The sequence below is a fragment of the Streptomyces sp. GD-15H genome, from assembly GCF_045291515.1.
Lineage (GTDB): Bacteria > Actinomycetota > Actinomycetes > Streptomycetales > Streptomycetaceae > Streptomyces.
This window is the reverse complement of sequence record NZ_CP149447.1, coordinates 5,712,945-5,735,938: the sequence shown is the minus strand read 5'-3', so window position 1 is coordinate 5,735,938 and position 22,994 is coordinate 5,712,945. Positions and strand designations below refer to the sequence as shown.

The window sequence follows — 22,994 nt, the reverse complement described above, 5'->3', positions numbered from 1 at the left end:
TCACAGGTTGCTGAAGTCCGGGCCCTTCGTGCGGGTGCGCTTGAGCTCGTAGAAACCGGGGACGGAGGCCACGGCGAGGGTGCCGTCCCAGAGGCGGGCGGCCTCCTCGCCCTGGGGCGCGGGGGTGACGACCGGGCCGAAGAAGGCGATCTGCTCGCCGTCCGCGCCGGGCACGGCGATGACCGGGGTGCCGACGTCCTGGCCGACCTTGTCGATGCCCTCCTGGTGGGAGGCGCGCAGCTGGGGCTCGTACGGGGTGGAGTCCCAGTGCTCCATGAGGGAGTCGGGCAGGCCGACCTCCTTCAGGGCGGCCGCGACGACCTCCTTCTCCGGGCCCCCGTCCTGGTTGTGGATGCGGGTGCCGAGCGCGGTGTAGAGGGCGCCGAGCACCTCGGCGCCGTGCTCCTGCTCGGCCGCGGCGACGACGCGGACGGGCCCCCACGCCTTGGTCGCGAGCATCTCGCGGTACTCCTCGGGCAGCTCGTCGAGCTTGTCCTCGTTGAGGACCGCGAGGCTCATCAGGTGCCAGCGGACCTTGATGTCCCGGACCTTCTCCACCTCCACCATCCAGCGGGAGGTCATCCAAGCCCAGGGGCACAGCGGGTCGAACCAGAAGTCGACCGGAGTGGCGGGGGCGGCGGAAGGGGACGTGTCCGACATGGCGCTCCTCAGGGGAAGTGCGGGGTAAGCGTTGCCCCCGGGGAACGCTTGAACTCCTCCCGGTCATTCCCGGCTGCCCCTGGTCAGGGGCACATGGCAGGATCGGTGCTGTCCAGCCCTGTCGACGACGACGTATGAGGAGTCCGCCCGTGCCCGGTGAGAACCTGACCCGTGACGAGGCCCGGGAGCGGGCCGCGCTCCTGTCGGTGGACGGGTACGAGGTGTCCCTCGACCTGCGCTCCGCGACCGGCGGGACCGGCGGAGCGGGCGCGGACGGCGGGGACGGCGCGGTCGGGCCGCGCACCTTCCGCTCGGTGACGACCCTCCGGTTCCGCTGCGCGGAGCCGGGCGCGAGCAGCTTCGCGGACCTGATCGCGCCGAGCGTGACGGCCGTCTCCCTCAACGGCCGGGACCTCGACCCCGGGGAGGTGTTCGACGGCTCCCGGATCCTGCTGGAGGACCTGGCCGCCGACAACGAACTGGTCGTCGACGCCCAGTGCGCGTACTCCCGCACCGGCGAGGGCATGCACCGCTTCGTCGACCCCGAGGACGGCGAGGTGTACTGCTACACCCAGTACGAGCCGGCCGACGCCCGGCGGGTCTTCGCCAACTTCGAGCAGCCCGATCTCAAGGCCCCCTACCGCTTCGAGGTGCGGGCACCCGAGGGCTGGACGGTGTGGAGCAACGGCGTCGGCGAACTCACCGACGGTGTCTGGCGGTTCGCGGAGACCAAGCCGATCTCGACGTACATCACGTGCGTGGTCGCCGGCCCGTACCACTACGTCACGGACACCTACGAGCGGGAACTGCCCGACGGCACGCGGCTGGAGATCCCGCTCGGCGCGATGTGCCGCAAGGGCCTCGTGCCGCACTTCGACGCCGACGACGTGTTCCTGGTGACCAAGCAGGGCCTGGACTTCTTCCACGACCACGTCGACTACCCGTACCCCTTCGGGAAGTACGACCAGGCGTTCGTGCCCGAGTACAACCTGGGCGCGATGGAGAACCCCGGACTCGTCACGTTCCGGGAGGAGTTCATCTTCCGCGGCAAGGTCACGCAGGCGTCGTACGAGGCCCGGGCCAATGTGATCCTGCACGAGATGGCGCACATGTGGTTCGGCGACCTGGTCACCATGGAGTGGTGGGACGACCTGTGGCTGAAGGAGTCCTTCGCCGACTTCATGGGCGCGTTCTCGCTCGTGGGCGCCACCCGCTTCACCGACGGCTGGATCACCTTCGCCAACCGCCGCAAGGCCTGGGCGTACCGCGCGGACCAGTTGCCGTCCACCCACCCGATCACCGCCGACATCCGCGACCTCCAGGACGCCAAGCTCAACTTCGACGGCATCACGTACGCCAAGGGCGCCTCCGTACTGAAGCAACTGGTGGCGTACGTCGGCCAGGACGCCTTCCTGGAGGGCGCCCGGCGCTACTTCAAGCGGCACGCCTACGGCAACACCCGCCTCGGTGACCTGCTGTCGGTGCTCGAGGAGACCAGCGGACGGGACATGGCGGCCTGGACGCGGTCCTGGCTGCAGACGGCAGGGGTCAACTCCCTGACGCCCCAGGTGCTGCTGCGCGCGGACGGCAGGGTCGAGGAACTCGCGGTGGTGCAGGAGGCCGCCGAGTCCCACCCCGAACTGCGCCCGCACCGGGTCGCGGTGGGCCTGTACCGGCGCACGGGCGACGGCGCGCTCGAGCGGTACGCGCGCGCCGAGGCGGACGTCGAGGGGGCGCGTACGGTCGTCGCCGAGCTGGCGGGTGCCGAGGCGCCCGAGCTGGTGCTGGTCAACGACGACGACCTGACGTACTGCAAGATCCGCTTCGACGAGACCTCGCTGGCCACGCTCCGTGCGCACCTGGGCGCGCTGACCGACCCCCTGGCCCGCGCCCTGTGCTGGTCGGCGCTGTGGAACATGACGCGGGACGCGCTGCTGCCCGCGCGGGAGTTCGTGGGCCTGGTGCTGCGGTTCGGCGGGCGCGAGTCCGACATCGGCGTGCTCCAGATGCTGCACGCCTGGGCCGAGTCGGCGCTCGTCCACTACGCGGCGCCCGCCTGGCGGGAGACCGGTGGCCGGCTGCTCGCCGAGGGCGCCCGGCGCGAGCTGGAGGCCGCCGCGCCGGGCAGCGAGCAGCAGCTGGCCTGGGCCCGCTTCTTCGCCCGGTCGGCCGGTGCGCCGGGCGACTTCCAGCTGCTCCAGGAGCTGCTGTCGGGCACGGTGACGGTCGACGGGCTCGACGTCGACCAGGAGCTGCGCTGGGTGTTCCTGGAGCCTCTGGCCGCGCATGGGTTCGCCGACGAGAAGGCACTGGCCGAGGAGCTGGCCCGGGACGACACCGCCTCCGGCAAACGCCACCAGGTCCGCTGCCTGGCCGCCCGCCCGTCGGCGGAGGTGAAGGCACAGGCGTGGGAGCGGGTCGTGGAGTCGGACGAGCTGTCCAACGCGCTGGTGGAGGCGACGATCGCGGGCTTCGCCCAGCCCTCGCAGCGGGAGCTGCTCGCGCCTTACACGGAGAAGTACTTCGCGGTGATCGAGCGGGTGTGGAGCGAGCGGTCGATCCAGATCGGCATGGACGTGGTGCGGGGCCTGTTCCCCGCGCTGCAGGACCCGCAGGCGACGCTGGACACGACGGACGCGTGGCTCGCGGCCCACGAGGACGCGGCCCCGGCGCTGCGCCGTCTGGTGCTGGAGGCCCGGGACGACCTGGCGCGGGCACTGCGCGGCCAGGCGTGCGACGCGGCGGCGGGCTGACGCCCACCCGCTCCTGGCGCGATCCCACCCCTGGGATACGCGCTCCGTGACCGTTACGAAATTCAGTCAATATCAGCCGTAACCCCTGGTCCCACCCGAACGGGCCAGGGGTTACGGCATCCGAACAAGCGTCCTTCAGGGCGGCCTTTTCCCTGGTTGTCGACGGCTCTGTCAAAGCGGTTCGGGGGCGGAGGCGGCGCGGGGACATTGCCGGACATGAACCACGACACCCCGCTCTTCCCCCGCCCCCTGCACCACCTCGCCGCCGGCCCCGGCGCGTGCTGACGACCGCCCAGCTCCGCTCGCACGGCGTCTCCGCCGCGGAGACCACCGACCGGTGCCGCCCCGGCGGCGCCTGGCAGCGGCTCCTCCCCGGCGTCGTGCTGCTCCACCCGGGCTCGCCGACCAGCGAGGAGCGGCTGCACGCGGTGCTGATGTACACGGCACGGGAACGGTCCGTGCGGGTCCCCGACCAGCCCGGCCCGGCCGACTCGACGGCGCCCCGCTACGACGAGGCGATGATCACCGGGCTGGCCGCACTGACCCTGCACGGCTTCTCCTCCGCTCCCCCGCTGCCCTCCCTGAACGCCTTCGACGTGCTGGTGCCGCGGCTGCGCCGGCTGCGCTCCACGGGCTGCCGCCTACGTCGTGGTGCTGCCCCGCTGACCCGGCCCCGCACCGTGCGCCGGTCCCACCCGCCCCGCCGGTCCCACCGGTCCCACCTCCGCTTCCGCTTCCTACGCCTTGAGCAGGAGTTCCGTGTTCCGGTCCTGAGGAGTGCCGCCGAGGTCGGTGCGGGCGCCCGGGGCGTTGTAGGACAGTTCGCGGTAGAGGGCGGCCAGACCGGTCTGGGTGAGGTCGTCGTAGTCCGTGCGGGAAGGGGCCGCGGACTCGACCAGGGTGGTGAAGAGGGACAGCGTGCCGTCCTCGTTGTCCACCAGCTCGATGACACGGGCGAGGTGGGGGAAGTCGACGTGGGAGGCGGTGGAGATCTCCCAGAAGGAGCCGGCGGAGCCGGTGTGCGGGGTGATGGCGTTGCGGTGGATGTGACCGTTGACCCAGGCCACCACGTTGCGGTGCCGGCCGAGGAGCGCGACGAGCTCCTTGCCGTCGTGGCGCCGTTCGTCGGGGCGGGCCGGGTCGCGGTGCGTGTTCGTCATCGACTCGCTGGTGTGGTGGCTGAAGATGATCGCGCGGGAGTCCTTGCCGTTCCGCAGGGTCCGCTCCAGCCAGCGCAGTTGGGCCGTGCCGAGGGAGCCCGTGTAGTGGCCGCCCGGGTCGGTGGTGTCGAGGCTGATACCGAGGACGTCGTCGGAGACGCGGAACGAGTAGTACTGGGTGCCCTCGTCGAGGTTGGCGGCGGTGTAGCCGTGACCCACCGGGCCGAATCCGCGGTACGCGGGGTCCAGGTGCGCCTTCAGGTACTCGGCGGGGGTGAACGGGGCACGCGCCTCGTCGGGGGTGACCGCACGCATGGCACGGGCGTGGGACTTCAGGAACTCGCCGTACTGGACGCCCCGGGGGTCGGTGGCCTTCCTGATGGTCTGCTGGAGCTTCTTCGCCTCGGCCGCCGGTATCTCCATCAGCTTCCGGCCGCCGACGGCGAGTTCGGTGAGGTAGGGGTCGCCGTGGGAGGCGTAGCAGCCGAGCGGCATCGTGTCGTGGTTGCCGACGGTGGAGTACCAGGGAACGTGGAGGCCGGGGCTGTCGACCTCGCGGACGGCCGCCGCGAGGAAGCCGTCGAGGTGCGGGAAGCCGAGCTGCTTGTCGGCGTCCCGGACGGCGGTGTCCGGCTGCCAGTACTGCCGCAGACCGCTGTTCTGGACGCCTTCGTAGTGGCGCGCGTCCCCGGAGTCGGGGGTGACGCGGCCGCCGCTGAGCACCGTCAGGAACCAGTCCAGTTCGGAGCGGGCGTTGTTGTCCGTGTTGTCGCCGGTGGTCATCGCGAAGTGCAGCGGGGAGCCGGTGACGGGGGCGCCGCGCAGCGCGTTGATCCGCTCGACGAGCGAGACCGCGCCGTGCACGGTGAGCGCCTCCTGGGGTCGCCAGGCGTGCACGTCGGCGGAGCGCAGGTACTCCAGGCGCAGCGGATGCTGCGCGTCGAGCAGGTGCAGGTCGGTGAGTTGCACGAACGCCGCCAGCGTGGTGCGGCGGTCGTCCCGGCCGGAGCGGGCCGCGGCCAGCTCGCCGCGCACCACCCGCCCCCAGCCCTGCCCTTCGTCGAGGCGCCGGTAGCCGGAAACGCCGGAGCCTGAGCCGCCGCGCGGGGCGGACATCGCGTCGAGGGTGGTGCCCCGGGTGTACGGGTCGAGCGGGGCGGCCGGTGCCTGGCGGGACGAGGCCGCCACGGCCTCGTCCACGGCGGTGTCCGCGGCGGCGGCCTGGCCGGCGCCGGGCCGCAGGGCGTAACCGAGGCCGACGGAGAGGGCCACCGCACCGGTGGCGGCGAGGACGGAACGGCGGTGGAGTCCAGTGGAGTCGGCGACTGAGCGTGTGCGCGACATGGCGCTTCTCTCCCCGGGTGCGAACGCGTCGGCAGTGGTCGCGGGGCGCTCGCCGGGCGAACGTCCCGCTCGTACTGATGCTTGGCAGCGGGAATGGCCTGCGTGTGAACGCGGCGGCAACGCGCGACACCGATCGCCGTACGTGGATCTTGGCCCACCCTGTGTGTCGGCGCCCGCTTCCGCAGCGGCCCGGAACCGGTCACGTTGCGTTCGCTTCACGGAGGAGCCGGGTCGGCGGATTTCTGGAGATTCCATACAAACAGCACAATCGGTGCCGTCAGTGGGCATGCCGCGCGGCCAGTGTCAGCATGCCGCGGCGCAGGCGGCGGAAGCACGTGGCACGGCCGAGGTGCAGACTGCGGGCCACCGCCGCGCCGGCTCCGCCATCCGGGTCCACGTCGGAGCGAGCTCCGCCAGTGCCGGCCGGGTCATCACGGAGGGCACGTCGGCGGCCCCGGAGGAGAGCACTCAGCCCCCGGCAGGCGACTCGTGGGACCACTGACGGCTCCCGCACCCGGGCCCAGCCGGTGAGCGGGCCGACAGTAGCTGTCCGTCGCGGACCACCACGGCGTAGGCCTCCACCCTCAACTTCTGCCGCGCTCCGGGACGTCGACCCGGTGGTCGCCGGACCGTCAGACGAGTACGCGCCAACAGGCCGCCGCCGTACGACACGACCGCACGGACGACTTGCCCCTCTCCTCCCCGAACACCCGATAGATGCATAGCGGGTTTTCCCCATACATCCATTTCGATTCGGTCAACCCTCCCCAAACACCTGTCCCTTGCGAAAAGCTCAGCGATCGTCCGGGGTCGCATTCCGGATGATCGCGGCCAGGGTCGATCGACTCCGGTCGCTCCACGATGGTGCCTTTACATACAAGGGATGCCGATGACCCATTCCTCCTCGCGCGAACCGATATCGGGTGCGAGACACGCCGCCCGTATCGCCCTGGCCGCCGGTCTCGTCGCCGCGCTCTGCGCGGTCGGACCGATACCCCTGGCGGCCGCCGCCGGCGCGCCGGCCGCCGCACCCGCCGACGGTGACGTCAAGTCCGCGCCCGACAAGCTCGGTTCGAAGGACGCGGACCTGCTCGCCGAGGCCAAGGCGGACGGCGCCAAGAACGTCACGATGATGATCGCCACCGCCCCCGGCAAGACCAAGCAGGTCGCCGAACAGCTGGACGCGGTCAAGGGCGGTTCGGTCGGCCGGACCTACGACAAGCTCGGCTACGTCCGCGCCACCGTCCCCACCGCCAAGGCGGACTCGGCCATCGCCGCCGCCGCCAAGCTCTCCTCCGTGCACGGTATCGACCTGCGCGAGGAGATCCCGCTGGACGACCCGACACCCGGCGCGGACACCACGAAGGGCGCCGCCGACAAGGGCGGCGAGGGCAGTTACCCGGCTCCCGGGAAGCAGACCCCCGCCAAGAACCCGTACAACCCGTCCTTCGAGACCGGCGCCGTCGACTTCGTGGAGGACAACCCGAAGGCGGACGGCCGCGGTGTCACCATCGGTGTCCTCGACACGGGTGTGGACCTCGCCCACCCGGCGCTGCAGAAGACCACCACCGGCGAGCGCAAGATCGTCGACTGGGTGACGGCGACCGACCCGATCGTGGACGGCGACCGGACCTGGCGTCCGATGGTCGAATCGGTTTCCGGGCCCACCTTCACCCATGACGACAGGACCTGGACGGCGCCCGAGGGCCAGTACCGGATCAGCACCTTCAAGGAGTCGTACACCATCGGCGGTGACGCGGCCGGTGACGCCAACCGCGACGGCGACACCACCAACTCCTGGGGCGTGCTGTACGACGCCGAGGCCGGCACGGTCCGCGTCGACCTGAACGACAACCAGGACTTCTCCGACGACACCCCGATGAAGCCGTACAAGGACGGCTTCCAGATCGGGTACTTCGGCACCGACGACCCGGCCACCGACGTCGCCGAACGCCAGCCGTTCGTCGTGGAGATCCGCGAGGACGTCCCGATGGACCCGTACGGCGGCGGCTGGATCGGCCAGAAGGCCGACTTCGTCAACATCGGTGTCATCCAGGGCTCGCACGGCTCGCACGTCGCCGGCATCACCGCGGCCCACGGCCTGTTCGGCGGGAAGATGAACGGCGCCGCCCCCGGCGCGAAGATCGTCTCCTCCCGCGCCTGCACCTGGTCCGGCGGCTGCACCAGCGTGGCACTCACCGAGGGCATGATCGACCTCGTCGCCAATCGTGGTGTCGACATCGTCAACATGTCCATCGGCGGCCTGCCGGCGCTGAACGACGGCAACAACGCCCGCGCCACGCTGTACAACCGCCTCATCGACACCTACGGCGTCCAGCTGGTGATCTCCGCGGGCAACTCCGGCCCCGGCGCCAACACCATCGGCGACCCCGCCCTGGCCGACAAGGTCATCTCGGTCGGCGCGTCCGTCTCCAAGGAGACCTGGGCCGCCAACTACGGCTCCGTCGTGGAGAAGAAGTACGCCATGATGCCGTTCTCCTCGCGCGGTCCGCGTGAGGACGGCGGCTTCACGCCGACGCTGATCGCGCCCGGCGCGTTGATCAACACCATCCAGACCTGGTCGCCGGGCGCGCCGGTCGCCGAGGCGGGCTACGGCCTCCCGGCCGGTTACGGCATGCTCCAGGGCACCTCGATGGCGTCCCCGCAGGCCGCCGGCTTCGCCGCGCTGCTGCTGTCGGCCGCGAAGCAGAAGCGCATCGACCTGACGCCCGCGAAGCTGCGCACCGCCCTCACCTCCACCGCCCAGCACATCAAGGGCCTGCAGGCCTACGAGGAGGGCGCCGGCCTCATCGACCTCGAGGACGCCTGGGACGCGATCCGCGACGGGGCCACCGCGCACGAGTACACGGTCAAGGCACCGATCGACACCGCGATCGACCAGTTCCTGAAGACCCCGGGCTTCGGCACGGGCCTCTACGACCGTGAGGGCGGCCTCAAGGCCGGTCAGAAGAAGACGTACGACATCACCGTCACCCGTACGTCCGGCCCCGACCGCGCGATCCGGCACGAGCTCGACCTCGCGAACAACGCCGGCGACACCTTCCGCATCCTCGGCGACCGCGACGTGTGGCTGTCGCTGAACAAGCCGGTGACCGTCAAGGTCCAGGCCGCGCCCCGGTCGGCCAGCCTGAAGAGCGCGATCCTGGAGGTCGACGACCCGCGCACCGAGGGTGTCGACCGGCAGATCCTGAACACCGTGGTCGTCTCGGCGCCGCTGAAGTACACCTTCGCCGCGTCCGGCACCGCCCAGCGCAACAGCACCACCTCCTACTTCGTCACCGTGCCCGAGGGCGCGAAGACGCTGGAGATCGCGATGAGCGGGCTGAAGGCCACGAGCCAGACCCGGTTCATCGCCATCCACCCGTACGGCGTCCCGGCCGACCCGACGTCGACGATCAACTGCTACCCGAACTACAACCCGGCCAACACCTGCCGTCCCGACGTGCGCTCCTACGCCGACCCGCAGCCGGGCGTCTGGGAGATCGAGGTCGAGTCGCGCCGCACCTCGCCGCTGCTCGACAACCCGTACAAGCTGGACGTCGCCGTGCTCGGCGCGGCCTTCGACCCGGAGACCGTGACCGTGCCGGAGGCGAAGGTCGGCACCCCGACCGCCGCCTCCTGGAAGGTGACGAACCGGTTCGCCGCCCTGGACGGCAAGCTGGTGGGCGGCCCGCTCGGCTCGGCCAAGTCCGACCGGCCGACGATCAGCACGGGCGACACCCACATCACCACGGTCGTGGTGCCCGAGGGCGCCGCGTCGCTCGACGTGGCCATCGGCAACGTCACCGACACCGCCGCCGACCTGGACCTGGCGGTCAAGGACAAGAACGGCACCGTCGTCGCCCGGTCCGCCGACGGCGACTCGGAGGAGTCGGTCTCCATCGCCAAGCCGGCCGCCGGCACGTACACGGTGGAGGTCGCGGGCTACTCCGTCCCGGCCGGTTCCACCGAGTACGACTACCGGGACGTGTTCTTCTCCGCCACGCTCGGCGAGGTCACGGTCGACGGCTCCGCGCCGGTGAAGCTCGGCACGGGCGCCTCGACCACCGTCTCCGGCAGCGTCACGGCAGTCGCGGCGGCTCCCGAGGGACGTGAGTTCTTCGGGCGCGTGCAGCTGGTCAACGCGCGCGGCACGGTCGCGGGCGTGGGCAGCGTGACGATCGAGAAGGTCATTCCGTAACCGCGGCCACCACACTCGGGGCGGGCGTCCACAAGGGCGCCCGCCCCTTCGTCGTACGCACCCTCCGCCGATCACTCACAGGTCAGGGTGCGTGACGCGGGCAGTGCGGCGGTGATCCGCGCCCGCTCGGGGGCGATGTCCTCCTCGCCGACGATCACGGTGTCCGGGACGGCGCCCTCACGGGGCAGGCCGACCAGGACCCGGTCGCCCTCGTGCAGCGGGGGATGGCCGGCGGCCTCTCGTAGGAGAACGATCTCGTCATCGCCGCCCGTTGCGCCCTTCTCCGGCTTGTGGACGCGGGTCGCCGTCAGCGTGACGCGCTCCTGTCCTGCGCCCGCGCCCGGCACCGGTTCCACCGCCGAGACCGTGCCCTCGGCGACGAGCCGGGCGCAGGCGAGGTAGCGGGGGCTGCCGAAGAGCACACCGCTCGACTGCTTGGTGCCCGTGGCGGCGTCGGCGGCCTCGGGCACCGACGAGGCGGTGTCCTGCCCGGTCAGTGTCACGAGCCAGCCCATGCCGACGACCACCGTGGCGGCCGCCGCCGCGACGAGCGCCCCGAGGGCGATCCGCAGGGGGCGGCGGGCACGACGGGGGCGGACGGGCAGGGGCGTCACCGGCGCGAGGGGGATCGCCGGGGACCCGGACCCGGCCTCCTGGTGCTCACCGGCGTCGGCCAGCGCGTCTCCGATCAGGCCCAGCTGCTCCCGCAGCACGGCGACGTCGGCTGCGGCCGCGTCCCGCGCGGCCGTGAACGCCGGGTCGTGCCGGGCCCGCGCGGGCAGCGGCTCGTCGAGGATCGCGGCCATCAGGGCGTCCATGCCGTCGTACGTGTCGTCGTGCTCGGTGTTCCCGGCGTTCCCGGTGTTCCGGTCGTCGTCGTGGGCGGTCACGTCACACCACCTCGTCCTCGTGCAGGCGGGCGCGCAGGGCCCGTACGGCCGTGTGCAGCCGGCTCTTGACCGTGCCCTCCGGGACACCGAGCTGGTCGGCTATCGAGCGCACCGGAAGGTCGGCGTAGAACCGCAGCACGACGACCTGACGCTGGGCGTCGGGCAGTTCGTCCAGGCCGCGGGCGACGGCGAGGGAGAGCAGGCTGCTCTCCTCACCGGAGGGGAGTTGCTCCGCCGGGCGCAGCGCGGCGAGGCGCTCGCCGAGCCGCTCCTGGCGGCGTTTGGCCCGGTGCCAGTCCATGGCGAGGTGGGAGGCGACCACCGCCGCCCACGCGGAGACGTCCCGGAGCGCCTCCTGCCCGCTCGCGGCGCGTTCCAGCAGCCGCAGGCGGACCTGCTGCACCCCGTCCGGCAGGTCGGCCTGCGGCACCCCGCCGAGCGCGAGCACCGCCCGCACCCGGCGTTCCTGCGCCGCGTCCAGCGGATCGTCGTCCGCGGCGACGTACGCCCCCCGGCCACGCCGGGTCCTTCCGCGCAGCACCGGCCACCCCCCTCACGCTGTTTCTCCTACGACGCCGTTGCCGCCCGGAACGTTCGACCGGTGCTCCGGACCCCGAAGAGGTGTACGTCACACCTTCGTGTGGGTGGCGCCGGGCGGGGCAGGGAACTTTGCGGTCCGCGCTCCCCAACGGCTGACTTTCTGCAGTTCAGCGGGGTGCCGACCGCAGGTCCGTGCCCGGTGGTCACCGTCGGGGCGTCCCACTGGGCGGGCAGAAGCCGCAAAGAATTGGACAGGCGGGCCGTGGTCGGCCGCATGATGGAAAAGCCTCGGCCAGGCAACAGGAACGCACAAGACGCAGTGACGCAGTAGGGAGACACCGTGAGGGTCGGAATCGTCGGAGCCACCGGTCAGGTGGGCACGGTCATGCGCGGCATCCTCAAGGAGAGGGAGTTCCCGCTGACCGAGCTGCGCCTGTTCGCCTCGGCCCGCTCGGCGGGGACGGTCCTGGACGGGGTCACGGTGGAGGACGCGGCCGCCGCGGACTACACCGGACTGGACATCGTGCTGTTCTCCGCGGGCGGCGCGACCTCGAAGGCACTGGCCGAGAAGGTCGCCTCGCAGGGCGCGGTCGTGATCGACAACTCGTCCGCGTGGCGCAAGGACCCCGAGGTCCCGCTGGTCGTCTCCGAGGTGAACCCGGACGCGATCGCGAACCGCCCCAAGGGCATCATCGCCAACCCGAACTGCACCACGATGGCCGCGATGCCGGTGCTGCGTCCGCTGCACGCCGAGGCGGGCCTCGAGACGCTGGTCGTCGCCACGTACCAGGCGGTGTCCGGCTCCGGACTCGCGGGCGTCGCCGAGCTGCACGACCAGACCCGGAAGGTCGTCGCCGACGCCGACAAGCTGGCCCACGACGGCGCGGCGGTCGACTTCCCCGAGCCCGGCGTCTACAAGCGCCCCATCGCCTTCAACGTGCTGCCCTTCGCGGGCAACCTCGTGGACGACGGTCTGAACGAGACCGACGAGGAGCAGAAGCTGCGCAACGAGTCCCGCAAGATCCTGGACATCCCCGGGCTCAAGGTCTCCGGTACCTGCGTGCGCGTCCCGGTCTTCTCCGGCCACTCCCTGCAGATCAACGCCCGGTTCGCCCGCCCGATCAGCGCGGAGCGCGCGACCGAGCTGCTGGCCGACGCCCCCGGTGTCGTCCTCACCGACATCCCCACCCCGCTCCAGGCAGCCGGCCAGGACCCGTCCTACGTCGGCCGCATCCGCCGCGACGAGACGGTCGACAACGGCTTGGCCCTCTTCGTCTCCAACGACAACCTCCGCAAGGGCGCGGCCCTGAACACCGTGCAGATCGCGGAACTGGTGGCGGCGGAGCTCAAGGGCTGAGCCCTCCCTGCCCACGGGAAGCCGAGCCCTACCTGTCCGCGGGAAGGGGGCACCCACCACTCGACCGGTGGGTGCCCCCTTTCCCGCTCGTGGAGCGACCGTCGGGCCGGGGAGCCGGTGTCGAGGCTGGTCACGGTCATCCGATCCGGATCTCGTGGGACCGCGCTGCGCGACGCCGTCCGCGCGGACGGCGCACTGGGGCGCCGCCCGTGCTCCGGCGGGTCAGGCGTCCGGGCGCAGGCCGCCGTATCGGACCTGGTCGACGAGGGCGAGGAAGAGGAAGAGGTTCGGGATCTCCTTGGCCGGCACCGTTGCCCAGGGCAGCTTCTTGCCGGACTTGCGCAGCACCAGAAATCCCTGGGAGATTTCGACCTTCTCGATCTCCGGCCAGGTCAGGCTGCCCTTTGTCGTGGCCACACCACCCAGGTTCACCGAGAGGCCCCCGTAGGTCAGGGCCCGGCCCTGCTCCAGCCCGGCGAGCAGCCCGGGCAGCTGCGCCCGGGTGATCTCCTGCTGGAACGCCGGGCCCCAGCGCTCGGGCTGGGCGTAGAAGTCGGTCACCTTGAGCGTCGTACCGTCCTCGCGGGAGAGCCTGTAGACGTAGGTGGTCCCGACGTAGATGCCGTTCGCGTACCGCTCGGTGATCTCCTGGAGCGCCGTCATCGAGTCCCAGCGGAAGACGGAGACCTTGCCGTTCCTTCCCACCTCGGCCAGGCCGTGCTCGAAAAGGTGCAGTCGGCGGGCGGCCTGCTTGCGCGAGAGATTGGGCGTTCTGGCGGCGAGCCAGAGGAAGTAGGCGCCCAGGGGAGGAAGGATCAGGGAGACGATTCCCATGGACAGGAGGGCGGCTATCCGCACCGTGCCGATGCGCTTCGGCAGGAACGTCTCCCGCAGCCGCCCGAGCCCTTCGGTGCCCGGAGGTGCCGCCTCATGGACTGTTGTCTGCCCGGGGTCCTGCTGAGCGGTGGATCCTGCCATGAGCCGTGCTCCTCGCCGTGGTGATCAGGGATTCGGCGATCATTCTGCGGTCGGGGCCGGCGCTTTTACACGTCGGGAGCCTCCCGGTGGAGCCCCGGTCCGCCGGGGACGGCCCGCTCCGCACCGCCCGCGGCGCCTGGCTGCGGCAGCCTGCGGGCGGGCCGGCGGTTCATCGGCCGTCCGGAGCCGGGTCACCACGGTCGTCGCGCCGTACCTCGTAGAGGAAGCAGCCGTACTCCACGGCGCGGACGTGGACGAGGGCCACCTCCGGGTCGGCGAAGGCGTCCGTGAGGGCGGGGGCGAAGGCGTCCGGGGTCTCCACCAGGCGGCCGCCCAGGAGGCGGCCGTCGGCGGAGTAGCGGCGCAGCGTGCGGTGGGCGTGGGTGAAGGGGAGGCCGGCGTCGGGCGCCGGGCCCGCGCACTCCTCGGCGTGGAGGAAGACCGGCCCCTGCTCGTCGTACGCGCCCGGGTCGGCGCCCGTCGCCGCCGCCCAGCGGCGCAGCGGCGCGTACGACACCAGGGCGATGGTCTCGCCCGGCGCGCTGCGGCGCAGGCAGCAGCGGAGCGGGGCGCCGCCCTCGTCGTCGGTGCGGGGAACCGCGGGGCGGCCCGCGTCGTCCACGGTGCGCAGTTCCCTCAGGGCCGGTGCCGGGATGGGGCGGGGAGTGTGGGTCGTCGTCATGGGTTCCAGGCTCGCGCCGGGCCGGGCGCGCCACCGGCGGTAAACGGACATCGCGTTCCGTGCCGATGACGTGGAAGGATGGCACAACCCACACATAACGAGGAGATGACCGCGTGCCTGGCACAAACCTGACTCGCGAAGAGGCGCAGCAGAGGGCGAAGCTGCTGACCGTTGACTCGTACGAGGTCGATCTCGACCTCTCCGACGCGCAGGGTGGGGGTCCCTCCCGCCCGGGCGAAGCCGAGAGTGGGGGAGGCACCTACCGGTCCGTGACCACGGTGCGCTTCGACGTCTCCGCGGACGGGGACGGGGCGGAGTCGTTCATCGACCTGGTGGCTCCCACCGTCCACGAGGTGACCCTCAACGGGGACTCCCTCGATCCCGCCGAGGTGTTCAAGGACTCCAGGATCGCCCTGCCGGGTCTGCTCCCGGGCCGTAACGTCCTGCGGGTGAGCGCCGACTGCGCGTACACCAACACCGGCGAGGGCCTGCACCGGTTCGTCGACCCGGTCGACGGCCAGGCCTACCTCTACACCCAGTTCGAGGTGCCGGACGCCCGCCGGGTGTTCGCGAGCTTCGAGCAGCCGGACCTCAAGGCGACCTTCCAGTTCACCGTGAAGGCCCCGGAGGGCTGGACCGTCGTCTCCAACTCGCCCACGCCCGAGCCCCGGGGCAACGTCTGGGAGTTCGAGCCGACGCCGCGGATCTCGACGTACATCACCGCGCTGATCGTCGGCCCGTACCACTCCGTGCACAGCGTGTACGAGAAGGACGGCCAGTCGGTGCCGCTCGGCATCTACTGCCGGCCCTCGCTCGCCGAGTACCTCGACGCGGACGCCATCTTCGACGTCACGCGGCAGGGCTTCGAGTGGTTCCAGGAGAAGTTCGACTACGCGTACCCCTTCGAGAAGTACGACCAGCTGTTCGTGCCCGAGTTCAACGCGGGCGCGATGGAGAACGCCGGCGCCGTGACCATCCGGGACCAGTACGTCTTCCGGTCGAAGGTGACGGACGCCGCCTACGAGACGCGGGCCGCGACGATCCTGCACGAGCTGGCCCACATGTGGTTCGGCGACCTGGTCACCATGGAGTGGTGGAACGACCTGTGGCTGAACGAGTCGTTCGCCACCTACGCCGAGGCCGCCTGCCAGGCCGACGCGCCGGGCTCGAAGTGGCCGCACTCCTGGACGACGTTCGCGAACTCCATGAAGACCTGGGCCTACCGCCAGGACCAGCTGCCGTCCACCCACCCGATCATGGCCGACATCCGTGACCTGGACGACGTGCTGGTCAACTTCGACGGCATCACGTACGCCAAGGGCGCGTCCGTCCTGAAGCAGCTGGTCGCCTACGTCGGCGAGGACGCGTTCTTCCGGGGCGTGCAGGCCTACTTCAAGCGCCACGCGTACGGCAACACGCGCCTGTCCGACCTGCTGGGTGCCCTGGAGGAGACCTCCGGCCGCGACCTGAGCACCTGGTCGAAGAAGTGGCTGGAGACGGCCGGCATCAACGTGCTGCGCCCGGAGATCGAGACGGACGGCGCGGACGGCACGGGGGTCATCACGTCCTTCGCCATCCGCCAGGAGGCCCCGGCGCTGCCCGCCGGCGCCAAGGGCGAGGCCACCCTGCGCCCGCACCGCATCGCCGTCGGTCTGTACGACCTGGACGAGGCGAGCGGCAAGCTGGTGCGCGTCGACCGGGTCGAACTGGACGTCGACGGCGAGCTGACCGCCGTACCGCAGCTCGTCGGCAAGGCCCGTCCCGACATGGTCCTGCTCAACGACGACGATCTGTCGTACGCCAAGGTCCGCCTGGACGAGCGGTCGCTGGCCTTCGTCACCGAGCACCTCGGCGACTTCGAGTCGTCCCTGCCGCGCGCGCTGAGCTGGGCGTCGGCCTGGGACATGACCCGGGACGCCGAACTCGCCACCCGCGACTACCTGTCCCTGGTGCTGTCGGGCATCGGCAAGGAGTCGGACATCGGCGTGGTGCAGTCGCTGCACCGCCAGGTGAAGCTGGCGATCGACCTGTACGCCGCCCCGGCCTCCCGCGAGGCGCTGCTCACCCGCTGGACGGAGGCCACGCTGGCCCATCTGCGCGCCGCCGAGGCGGGCAGCGACCACCAGCTGGCGTGGGCGCGCGCGTTCGCCGCGGCGGCGAGGACGCCGGAGCAGCTGGACCTCCTGGACAGCCTGCTGGACGGCACCCGGACGATCGAGGGCCTGGCCGTCGACACGGAGCTGCGCTGGGCGTTCGTGCAGCGGCTCGCCGCGGTGGGCCGGTACGACGAGTCCGAGATCACGGACGAGTACGAGCGCGACAAGACCGCCGCGGGTGAGCGGCACGCCGCCACCGCGCGCGCCGCCCGGCCGACCGAGGAGGCCAAGGCGGAGGCGTGGGCGTCGGTCGTCGAGTCCGACAAGCTGCCGAACGCGGTCCAGGAGGCGGTCATCACCGGCTTCGTCCAGACCGACCAGCGTGAGCTGCTGGCGCCGTACACGGAGCGGTACTTCGAGGTGCTCAAGGACGTCTGGGAGTCCCGCTCCCACGAGATGGCCCAGCAGATCGCGGTCGGCCTCTACCCGGCGATCCAGGTCTCCGAGGAGACCCTGGAGAAGACGGACGCCTGGCTCGCCTCGGCCGACCCGAGCCCGGCCCTGCGCCGCCTGGTCTCGGAGTCCCGCGCGGGCGTCGAACGCGCCCTGCGCGCCCAGGCCGCGGACGCGGCGGCCAAGTAGCCGGGTCGTCGAGTAGCGGTAAGGCCCGAAGGGCGCCCGGTGTCACACCGGGCGCCCTTCTCGCTGCACGGAGTCCGATCGATACGTCCGCACGCGCTCAACCACCCCCTCCCCCTCTGCGCGGTCCGTGACGCTTCTCGCCAAGCTTGGACACGTCGGCGCCCGGGTACGCGAGGACGTGACCGCGCGCATGCCGACCCCGGAGGAGCGCGACATCCTGCGCCTGGGACCGGACGAGCCCGTCCTCCGCCTGAGTCGGGTCACACTCGACGGCGACGCCCGCCCCGTGGAAGCCACGGTCATGGTCAAGGCGGGCCATCTCTACGAGCTTCAGTACGAGTTCACGCCCGAGTGAAAAGAGTGCCTTCGGGGATTCCCGAAAGGGGGTCTGGTGGCCGTATCGGAACGCTTGTCCTAGACGTAGGGGCCATCCCCGCGGGTGCGGAGAGCGGGAAGAGTCGCCACCCTCCCACTTGCCGGTGCGGAAACCATCCCCGCACCCGCGGGGATGGCAGCTCATGTCCCAGCAGGCCGCGGCCGGTGCCTCTTACAGGGCACCGGCCGCAGTTTTTACAGCAGTTCGAGTCAGGAGCCGTGCCCCGAGCGGCAGCGGAGAGACGCCAAACGCCGACCGGGAGGGCGGCCGGTGTCTGGGAGGGGCCGTCGGTAGTCTGCGGCGCCTTGGCAGGGCAAACGGCTTCAAAATGCTGTGCCGGGCGCCTCCGGCCGCCGGTTCTGCGGAGGCGCGGACCGCGCGTGTTGCCCGGTCACGGTGGGAGGCCAGCCGGGATTCCGTGGCGCCGGAAGCCGGCTGTGTCGCCCAGGTCCGCAGCACATCGGCTGCTTTCCCTGCGGCTGCGACAGGGTCGGCGGGGCAGGTCGCGGATAGGTCCGGCCAGTGCTCCGCGAGGGTGACCACCTCTGCGGGCATCCGGTCCGCAGCCTGTCCGCCGGTGCCTTCCGCATTGGCCCGGCGTGCGGATTCAGCGCGGATTCGACGGATGGCGGTGGCCGCACCTCACGGTCCGCCGTCCCGCTACTTGCAGGGGGCCGCCGCTGACGGGCGGCAGTCCATCGCGTCACTGCGCCGTGAAGCCTTCCACTCGGGCTCCTTCCCTCCAGGTGCCTTCCGCCGGGGTTCGGGTGCGAGCTGGCCCGCCACCGTCGCGCCGAAAGCCACAGCGATGCCCGTCAGCTGGAGCGGGGTCAGGGTCTCGCCCAGGGCCGCCCAGCCGACCACGGCTGCGGTCAGGGGCGAGAGGGGACCCAGGAAGGTGACCTGGGTGGCGGTGAGGTGGCCCACGCCCCGGAACCAGAGCCAGTACGCGACCGCCGTGTTCACCAGGGCGAGGTAGAGGTAGCCGCCGATCGCCGGGGCGTCCAGCGCGGGTGGCGCCCCCTCGACCACGAGGGCGAGCGGGGCGATCAGCAGGCCGCCCGCGGTCAGTTGCCAGCCGGTGAGCGCGAGCGGGCCGACGCCGTCGGGGCGGCCCCACCGCTTGGTGAGCACGGTGCCGGTGGACATGGAGGCGATGGAGGTGAGCGCGGCGAGCACGCCGAGCGGGTCCAGCGCCCCGACCCCCTTCAGGACGACCAGGCTCACGCCGAACGTGGCCACGGTCCCGGCGAGCAGGGTGCGCGCCGTGGGCCGCTGCCCCAGCAGCAGCGCCGAGAGACCGACCACGCACAGCGGTCCCACCGAGCCGATGGCTGCGGCCATACCGCCGGGCAGGCGGTACGCGGCGAGGAACAGCAGGGGGAAGAACGCCCCGATGTTCAGCGCGCCGAGCACGGCCGCCTTCCCCCACCAGGCGCCACGCGGCAGCACCCGGGCGAGCGCGAGCAGCAGCAGTCCGGCGGGCAGGGCGCGCATCAGGCCGGCGAACAGGGGGCGGTCGGCGGGGAGGAACTCGGTGGTGACGGCGTAGGTGGTGCCCCAGGAGACGGGGGCGAGGGCGGTGAGTGCGATCAGGGTGGCGCGGTTCGGGGCCATGGGGGCGCACCTCTTCCCGGGTCGGTTTCAGGTTGGCAGAAAGTAGCTTAGCTCTAAGCAACTTTCTACCAAGCAACTTTCCAGCAACCTACTTTCTTGCGGGCGACCGGGAGGGGACGGATACTCCTGCCCATGAGTGCACGTCCCGAGCAGCGCAAGGACCCCGTCGACGCGATCATCGAGCAGTGGGCCCGGGAGCGGCCGGACCTCGACACGGCCGCCATGGAGGTCTTCGGCCGCGTCCACCGACTCTCGCGCGCCATGGGCGACCGGATGGACAGGGCGTACGCCAAGTACGGCATCTCACGCGGGGAGTTCGACGTCCTCGCGACCCTGCGGCGCTCCGGCGAGCCCTACGCCCTCTCCCCGCGCCAGCTCTCGGCCACGCTGATGCTCACCACCGGCGGGATGACGGGCCGCCTCGACAAGCTGGAGCGGGCGGGACTGCTGCGCCGCTCACCCGACCCGCACGACCGCCGGGGGCTCCAGGTGACGCTCACCGAGCAGGGCCTGCGTCTGGTCGACGAGGCGGTCGGCGCGGGCCTCGCCCTCCAGACGGAGGCCCTGTCCGCCCTGGATGGGGACCGGGCGGAACAACTGGCAGATCTGCTGAGGGAATTGCTGCTCGCCACCGAGAGGTAGCGGACCGCTCGACGTCCGGGGGCGTACTTGCCGGTCGTGGCCGGGTGGGCGTCTACGCACCGCTTCCCCAGCGGTGCGAGGTCGGCCATGACCGCGGGGTCGGTGACGACGACACCCTTGCGCGCGTTCCCACGGTCCCGGTGATCGTCTCAGGCCGGAAGGAAACGCTACCTGGGCAGCATGTCGTTCTTCGAGGTGGAGAGGTCGCCGGCGCCCTCGGAAAGATGCGGGGACGACCGACCGGAGTCCGGGACCGGGGTCAGGCCTTGACGTCGGTCTGGGCGTCGGCCTTGATCCTGATGTTGGAGCTGGTCGTGTCCTTCTTCTGGTGCGACTTGTCGAGGACCATCACCAGCCCGGCGATGGCCAGGAAGAGCACGATCGGGGCCACGACGTAGAGACCCAGCGTCTCGACGACGCTCAGGCCCGTGCCGGGGTCGTCCCCGTCGTCGCGGGTGAGCGCGAGCGCGGGGGACGTCATGAGCAGCATCATCAGCGTCGTACCGGCTGCCAGGGCGCCGGCGCGCAGGGCGTTCGTCTTGTCCACGGTGCCCAAACTAGCGAACGCCCGTGGGGCCTGCGCGCCCGGGGTGCCGTACGGGGCCCCGGTCGGCCCGGGTACGCCCCGATTCGACCGGGTTCGCCCTCAGGTGTCGCCACCCGTATCGCGCGGCCGGGTGGTGGGGACGCTGTGGGCGCCGTGGGCGCCGTGGGCGCGGACCGCGTCGAACAGCGCGTGCAGCCGCGGGGACGCCGTCAGGTCCTCCAGGGGCATCGGACGTCCCTGCGCGTCGGCGATGGGCAGGCGCCAGTTCGGGTACTGGTCCCTGGTGCCGGGGAGGTTCTGCGGGCGCCGGTCGCCGACGCCGTCGGGGAGCCAGACGCCGATCATCCGGGCGGGGGTGCGCAGCAGATAGCGGTGGACGGCCTGGATCCGTACCTCCTCCTCCGAGGTGGCGGTACCGCCCGTGCCGTGCAGCAGGCCGAGCCGGGCCAGCAGGTCCAGCCACTCCCCGGTGTCGGCGGCGGCCTCCGCGCGTTCCTCGGCGAGGGGGCGGGTGAGCAGACCGAGGCTGTCGCGGAGCTCGACGTACTCGCCGGTGAGGCGGGCCGCGGTGGGCGGCAGGTCGTGGGTGGTGACGGTGGCCAGGCAGTCGGCACGCCAGGCCCCGGGCGGCAGCGGCCGGCGGTCGCCCTCCCAGTCCCGTTCGAACCAGAGCACCGAGGTGCCGTACACACCGCGCTCGCGCAGCGCCTCGCGCACGCCGGGCTCGACCGTGCCCAGGTCCTCGCCGATCACCACCGCCTCGGCGCGGGATGCCTCCAGGACGAGGACGGCGAGCATGGCCTCGGCGTCGTAGCGGACGTACGTGCCTGCGGTGGGCGGGTGGCCCTCGGGCACCCACCAGAGCCGGAACAGGCCCATCACGTGGTCGATGCGCAGGGCGCCCGCGTACCGGAAGAGGGCCCGGAGCAGGGCGCGGAAGGGCGCGTAACCACAGGCGGCGAGCCGGTCGGGACGCCAGGGCGGCAAGCTCCAGTCCTGACCGCGGGCGTTGAAGGCGTCGGGTGGCGCGCCGACCGACATGCCGGTGGCGAGGGTGTCCTGCTGCGCCCAGGCGTCGGAGCCGCCGGGGTGCACGCCGACCGCGAGGTCGTGGACGATCCCGACCGGCATCCCGGCCTCGCGCGCGGCCCGCTGGGCGGCGGTGAGCTGGGTGTCGGTGAGCCAGGCCAGCCGGGAGTGGAAGTCGACGCGGGCCATCAGCTCGCGGCGGGCCCGGCGGGTCTCGGGTGAGCGCGGGTCGCGCAGGCCGCCCGGCCAGGTCTGCCAGTCGGAGCCGTGCACCTCGGCGAGCGCGCACCAGGTGGCGTGGTCCTCCAGGGCCGGGCCCTGCTCGGCGAGGAAGTCGCAGTAGGCGGCGAGCCGACCGGGCCCGAGTGGCACCTCGTTCACCAGTTCCAGTGTGGCCTTCTTGACCTCCCACACGGCGTCCCGATCGATCAGGGCCCCCTTGTCCAGCACCGCCTCACGCAACTCCGCGGCACGCCGAAGCGGGGCCCGCAGCCGGCCCGGTCCTCGGCACCGCCGACGTACGCGAACTCGGGGATGTCCTCGATCCGCAGGTGGACCGGGTCGGGGAAGCGCCGCGAGGAGGGCCGGTAGGGCGAGGGGTCGGTCGGCGCGCCCGGGACGGCCGCGTGCAGCGGGTTGATCTGGAGGAATCCGGCGCCGCGCGTACGGCCCGCCCAGGCGGCCAGTTCGCCGAGGTCACCGAGGTCGCCCATGCCCCAGGAACGGCGGGAGAGGAGCGAGTAGAGCTGGACGAGGAGCCCGTACGAACGGGCCGGGGGCGCGGGCAGCCCGGCCGGGGCGACGATCAGGTGGGCCACGGCGGTGCGGCCGTCGGGCGCGGTGGCGGTGACCCGGTGCACGCCGGGCGGGAGGTGCGCGGCCGAGGCGCGGGTCTCGCCCTGCTCGGTGCTCACGAGCAGACGGGTGCCCTCGGGGAGCGCGGCCAGGGCGGGTGGGACGCCGGGGCCCCAGCCGACCACGGTGGGCGGCAGCAGCCGCTCGGCCCGCTCCCGCTCGCTGGCGGCGAGCGCGTCGCGGACGGCCTCCGGCGTGCCCGCGTCCACGCCGAGCGCGGCCAGGGCGAGGGTGACGGCGGTGGCCGAGGCGGCGACCGTGCGGCCCGGGGAGGGGTGGTAGGAGGTGGCGACGCCATGCAGGGCGGCGAGCAGGGCCAAGTCCTCGGACGGGGGCTCGGCCGGGCCGGGCGCGGCCATCTAGGGCTCCGGAACGTACTGAGCCGGGAAGGAGTCGAGTCCGGTGGAGTCCATGGCGGCGTCGGACTCGCTGGTCAGGTGTGCGGTGTCGGCGAGCGGGGGCTCGCTGGTGAGGGGTTCGGCGTCGGGCAGCGGGGGCTCGCTGGTGAGCGGGACCTCGGCGCGGGGTCCCTCCGCGCTGAAGACGCAGGCGTACATCCCTTCGGGTTCGGCGGACAGCTCCGCCATGGGTTTGGACAGGGCGGGGGACAGGACATACGCCGGTG

15 protein-coding genes and 2 pseudogenes are annotated in these 22,994 nt (G+C 72.1%); 6 read left to right on the top strand and 11 right to left on the bottom strand.

Annotated features, from left to right (window positions below; all coding sequences use genetic code 11):
* A complete protein-coding gene (locus WJ438_RS27070; protein WP_406727536.1) occupies positions 1 to 660 on the bottom strand; it encodes a DsbA family protein in 660 nt (219 codons plus the stop codon).
* A 149-nt stretch (positions 661 to 809) separates the two neighbouring features.
* On the opposite strand from WJ438_RS27070, the gene pepN (WJ438_RS27065) reads away from it, so the two are divergent.
* A complete protein-coding gene (gene pepN / locus WJ438_RS27065; protein WP_406727535.1) occupies positions 810 to 3,413 on the top strand; it encodes an aminopeptidase N in 2,604 nt (867 codons plus the stop codon).
* Positions 3,414 to 4,150: 737 nt separating this feature from the next.
* Here pepN (WJ438_RS27065) and WJ438_RS27060 read toward each other — a convergent pair.
* Positions 4,151 to 5,917 carry a TIGR03767 family metallophosphoesterase gene (locus WJ438_RS27060; protein ID WP_406727534.1) on the bottom strand — a complete coding sequence of 589 codons (1,767 nt, stop codon included), beginning with the start codon at positions 5,915 to 5,917 and terminating at the stop codon, positions 4,151 to 4,153.
* Between the two features lie 889 nt (positions 5,918 to 6,806).
* On the opposite strand from WJ438_RS27060, the gene WJ438_RS27055 reads away from it, so the two are divergent.
* Positions 6,807 to 10,118 carry a S8 family serine peptidase gene (locus tag WJ438_RS27055; protein WP_406727533.1) on the top strand — a complete coding sequence of 1,104 codons (3,312 nt, stop codon included), beginning with the start codon at positions 6,807 to 6,809 and terminating at the stop codon, positions 10,116 to 10,118.
* A 71-nt stretch (positions 10,119 to 10,189) separates the two neighbouring features.
* On the opposite strand, the gene WJ438_RS27050 is transcribed toward WJ438_RS27055, so the two are convergent.
* Both WJ438_RS27050 and WJ438_RS27045 read right to left on the bottom strand, forming a co-directional pair.
* Complete coding sequence (locus WJ438_RS27050; RefSeq protein WP_406727532.1) at positions 10,190 to 11,008, bottom strand: hypothetical protein; 819 nt, start codon at positions 11,006 to 11,008, stop codon at positions 10,190 to 10,192.
* A 1-nt stretch (position 11,009) separates the two neighbouring features.
* Positions 11,010 to 11,549: an RNA polymerase sigma factor gene (locus tag WJ438_RS27045; RefSeq protein WP_406727531.1), complete on the bottom strand. Its 540-nt coding sequence runs from the start codon at positions 11,547 to 11,549 to the stop codon at positions 11,010 to 11,012.
* Positions 11,550 to 11,888: 339 nt separating this feature from the next.
* On the opposite strand from WJ438_RS27045, the gene WJ438_RS27040 reads away from it, so the two are divergent.
* Positions 11,889 to 12,905: an aspartate-semialdehyde dehydrogenase gene (locus tag WJ438_RS27040; protein WP_406727530.1), complete on the top strand. Its 1,017-nt coding sequence runs from the start codon at positions 11,889 to 11,891 to the stop codon at positions 12,903 to 12,905.
* A gap of 222 nt (positions 12,906 to 13,127) precedes the next feature.
* On the opposite strand, the gene WJ438_RS27035 is transcribed toward WJ438_RS27040, so the two are convergent.
* Together WJ438_RS27035 and WJ438_RS27030 are read right to left on the bottom strand one after the other, a co-directional pair.
* Positions 13,128 to 13,883 carry a DUF6585 family protein gene (locus WJ438_RS27035; RefSeq protein WP_406727529.1) on the bottom strand — a complete coding sequence of 252 codons (756 nt, stop codon included), beginning with the start codon at positions 13,881 to 13,883 and terminating at the stop codon, positions 13,128 to 13,130.
* Between the two features lie 169 nt (positions 13,884 to 14,052).
* Positions 14,053 to 14,565, bottom strand: coding sequence for a DUF1203 domain-containing protein (locus WJ438_RS27030; protein ID WP_406727528.1), 513 nt, complete (start codon positions 14,563 to 14,565; stop codon positions 14,053 to 14,055).
* Between the two features lie 113 nt (positions 14,566 to 14,678).
* On the opposite strand from WJ438_RS27030, the gene pepN (WJ438_RS27025) reads away from it, so the two are divergent.
* Together pepN (WJ438_RS27025) and WJ438_RS27020 are read left to right on the top strand one after the other, a co-directional pair.
* Entirely contained in the window at positions 14,679 to 17,303 is a 2,625-nt protein-coding gene (gene pepN / locus WJ438_RS27025) for an aminopeptidase N (protein WP_406727527.1), read from the top strand.
* A 127-nt stretch (positions 17,304 to 17,430) separates the two neighbouring features.
* Positions 17,431 to 17,658 (top strand): UTRA domain-containing protein, encoded by a 228-nt coding sequence (locus WJ438_RS27020; RefSeq protein WP_406727526.1) that lies wholly within the window; start codon positions 17,431 to 17,433, stop codon positions 17,656 to 17,658.
* A gap of 681 nt (positions 17,659 to 18,339) precedes the next feature.
* Here WJ438_RS27020 and WJ438_RS27015 read toward each other — a convergent pair.
* Entirely contained in the window at positions 18,340 to 19,296 is a 957-nt protein-coding gene (locus tag WJ438_RS27015) for an EamA family transporter (RefSeq protein WP_406727525.1), read from the bottom strand.
* A gap of 132 nt (positions 19,297 to 19,428) precedes the next feature.
* Here WJ438_RS27015 and WJ438_RS27010 point away from each other — a divergent pair, with 132 nt between their 5' ends.
* Positions 19,429 to 19,938, top strand: coding sequence for a MarR family winged helix-turn-helix transcriptional regulator (locus WJ438_RS27010; protein ID WP_406727524.1), 510 nt, complete (start codon positions 19,429 to 19,431; stop codon positions 19,936 to 19,938).
* A gap of 17 nt (positions 19,939 to 19,955) precedes the next feature.
* Here WJ438_RS27010 and WJ438_RS27005 read toward each other — a convergent pair.
* The 4 genes and pseudogenes from WJ438_RS27005 to WJ438_RS26990 all read right to left on the bottom strand — a co-directional run.
* Positions 19,956 to 20,051 (bottom strand): annotated as a pseudogene (locus WJ438_RS27005) (nitroreductase); the annotation flags it as partial.
* Positions 20,052 to 20,197: 146 nt separating this feature from the next.
* Complete coding sequence (locus WJ438_RS27000) at positions 20,198 to 20,485, bottom strand: hypothetical protein (RefSeq protein WP_406727523.1); 288 nt, start codon at positions 20,483 to 20,485, stop codon at positions 20,198 to 20,200.
* 99 nt (positions 20,486 to 20,584) lie between these two features.
* Positions 20,585 to 22,728 (bottom strand): annotated as a pseudogene (malQ, locus tag WJ438_RS26995) (4-alpha-glucanotransferase).
* The gene (locus WJ438_RS26990) at positions 22,729 to 22,956 is read right to left on the bottom strand and encodes a hypothetical protein (RefSeq protein WP_406729823.1); all 228 of its coding nucleotides are present in this window, start codon (positions 22,954 to 22,956) and stop codon (positions 22,729 to 22,731) included.
* Positions 22,957 to 22,994: the final 38 nt, after the last annotated feature.

Coding starts and splice junctions, on each gene's coding strand:
- WJ438_RS27070 (WP_406727536.1), bottom strand. CDS start 660: ATGTCGGACACGTCCCCTTCCGCCGCCCCCGCCACTCCGGTCGACTTC.
- WJ438_RS27060 (WP_406727534.1), bottom strand. CDS start 5,917: ATGTCGCGCACACGCTCAGTCGCCGACTCCACTGGACTCCACCGCCGT.
- WJ438_RS27055 (WP_406727533.1), top strand. CDS start 6,807: ATGACCCATTCCTCCTCGCGCGAACCGATATCGGGTGCGAGACACGCC.
- WJ438_RS27035 (WP_406727529.1), bottom strand. CDS start 13,883: ATGGCAGGATCCACCGCTCAGCAGGACCCCGGGCAGACAACAGTCCAT.
- WJ438_RS27030 (WP_406727528.1), bottom strand. CDS start 14,565: ATGACGACGACCCACACTCCCCGCCCCATCCCGGCACCGGCCCTGAGG.
- WJ438_RS27015 (WP_406727525.1), bottom strand. CDS start 19,296: ATGGCCCCGAACCGCGCCACCCTGATCGCACTCACCGCCCTCGCCCCC.
- WJ438_RS27010 (WP_406727524.1), top strand. CDS start 19,429: ATGAGTGCACGTCCCGAGCAGCGCAAGGACCCCGTCGACGCGATCATC.
- WJ438_RS26990 (WP_406729823.1), bottom strand. CDS start 22,956: ATGGCGGAGCTGTCCGCCGAACCCGAAGGGATGTACGCCTGCGTCTTC.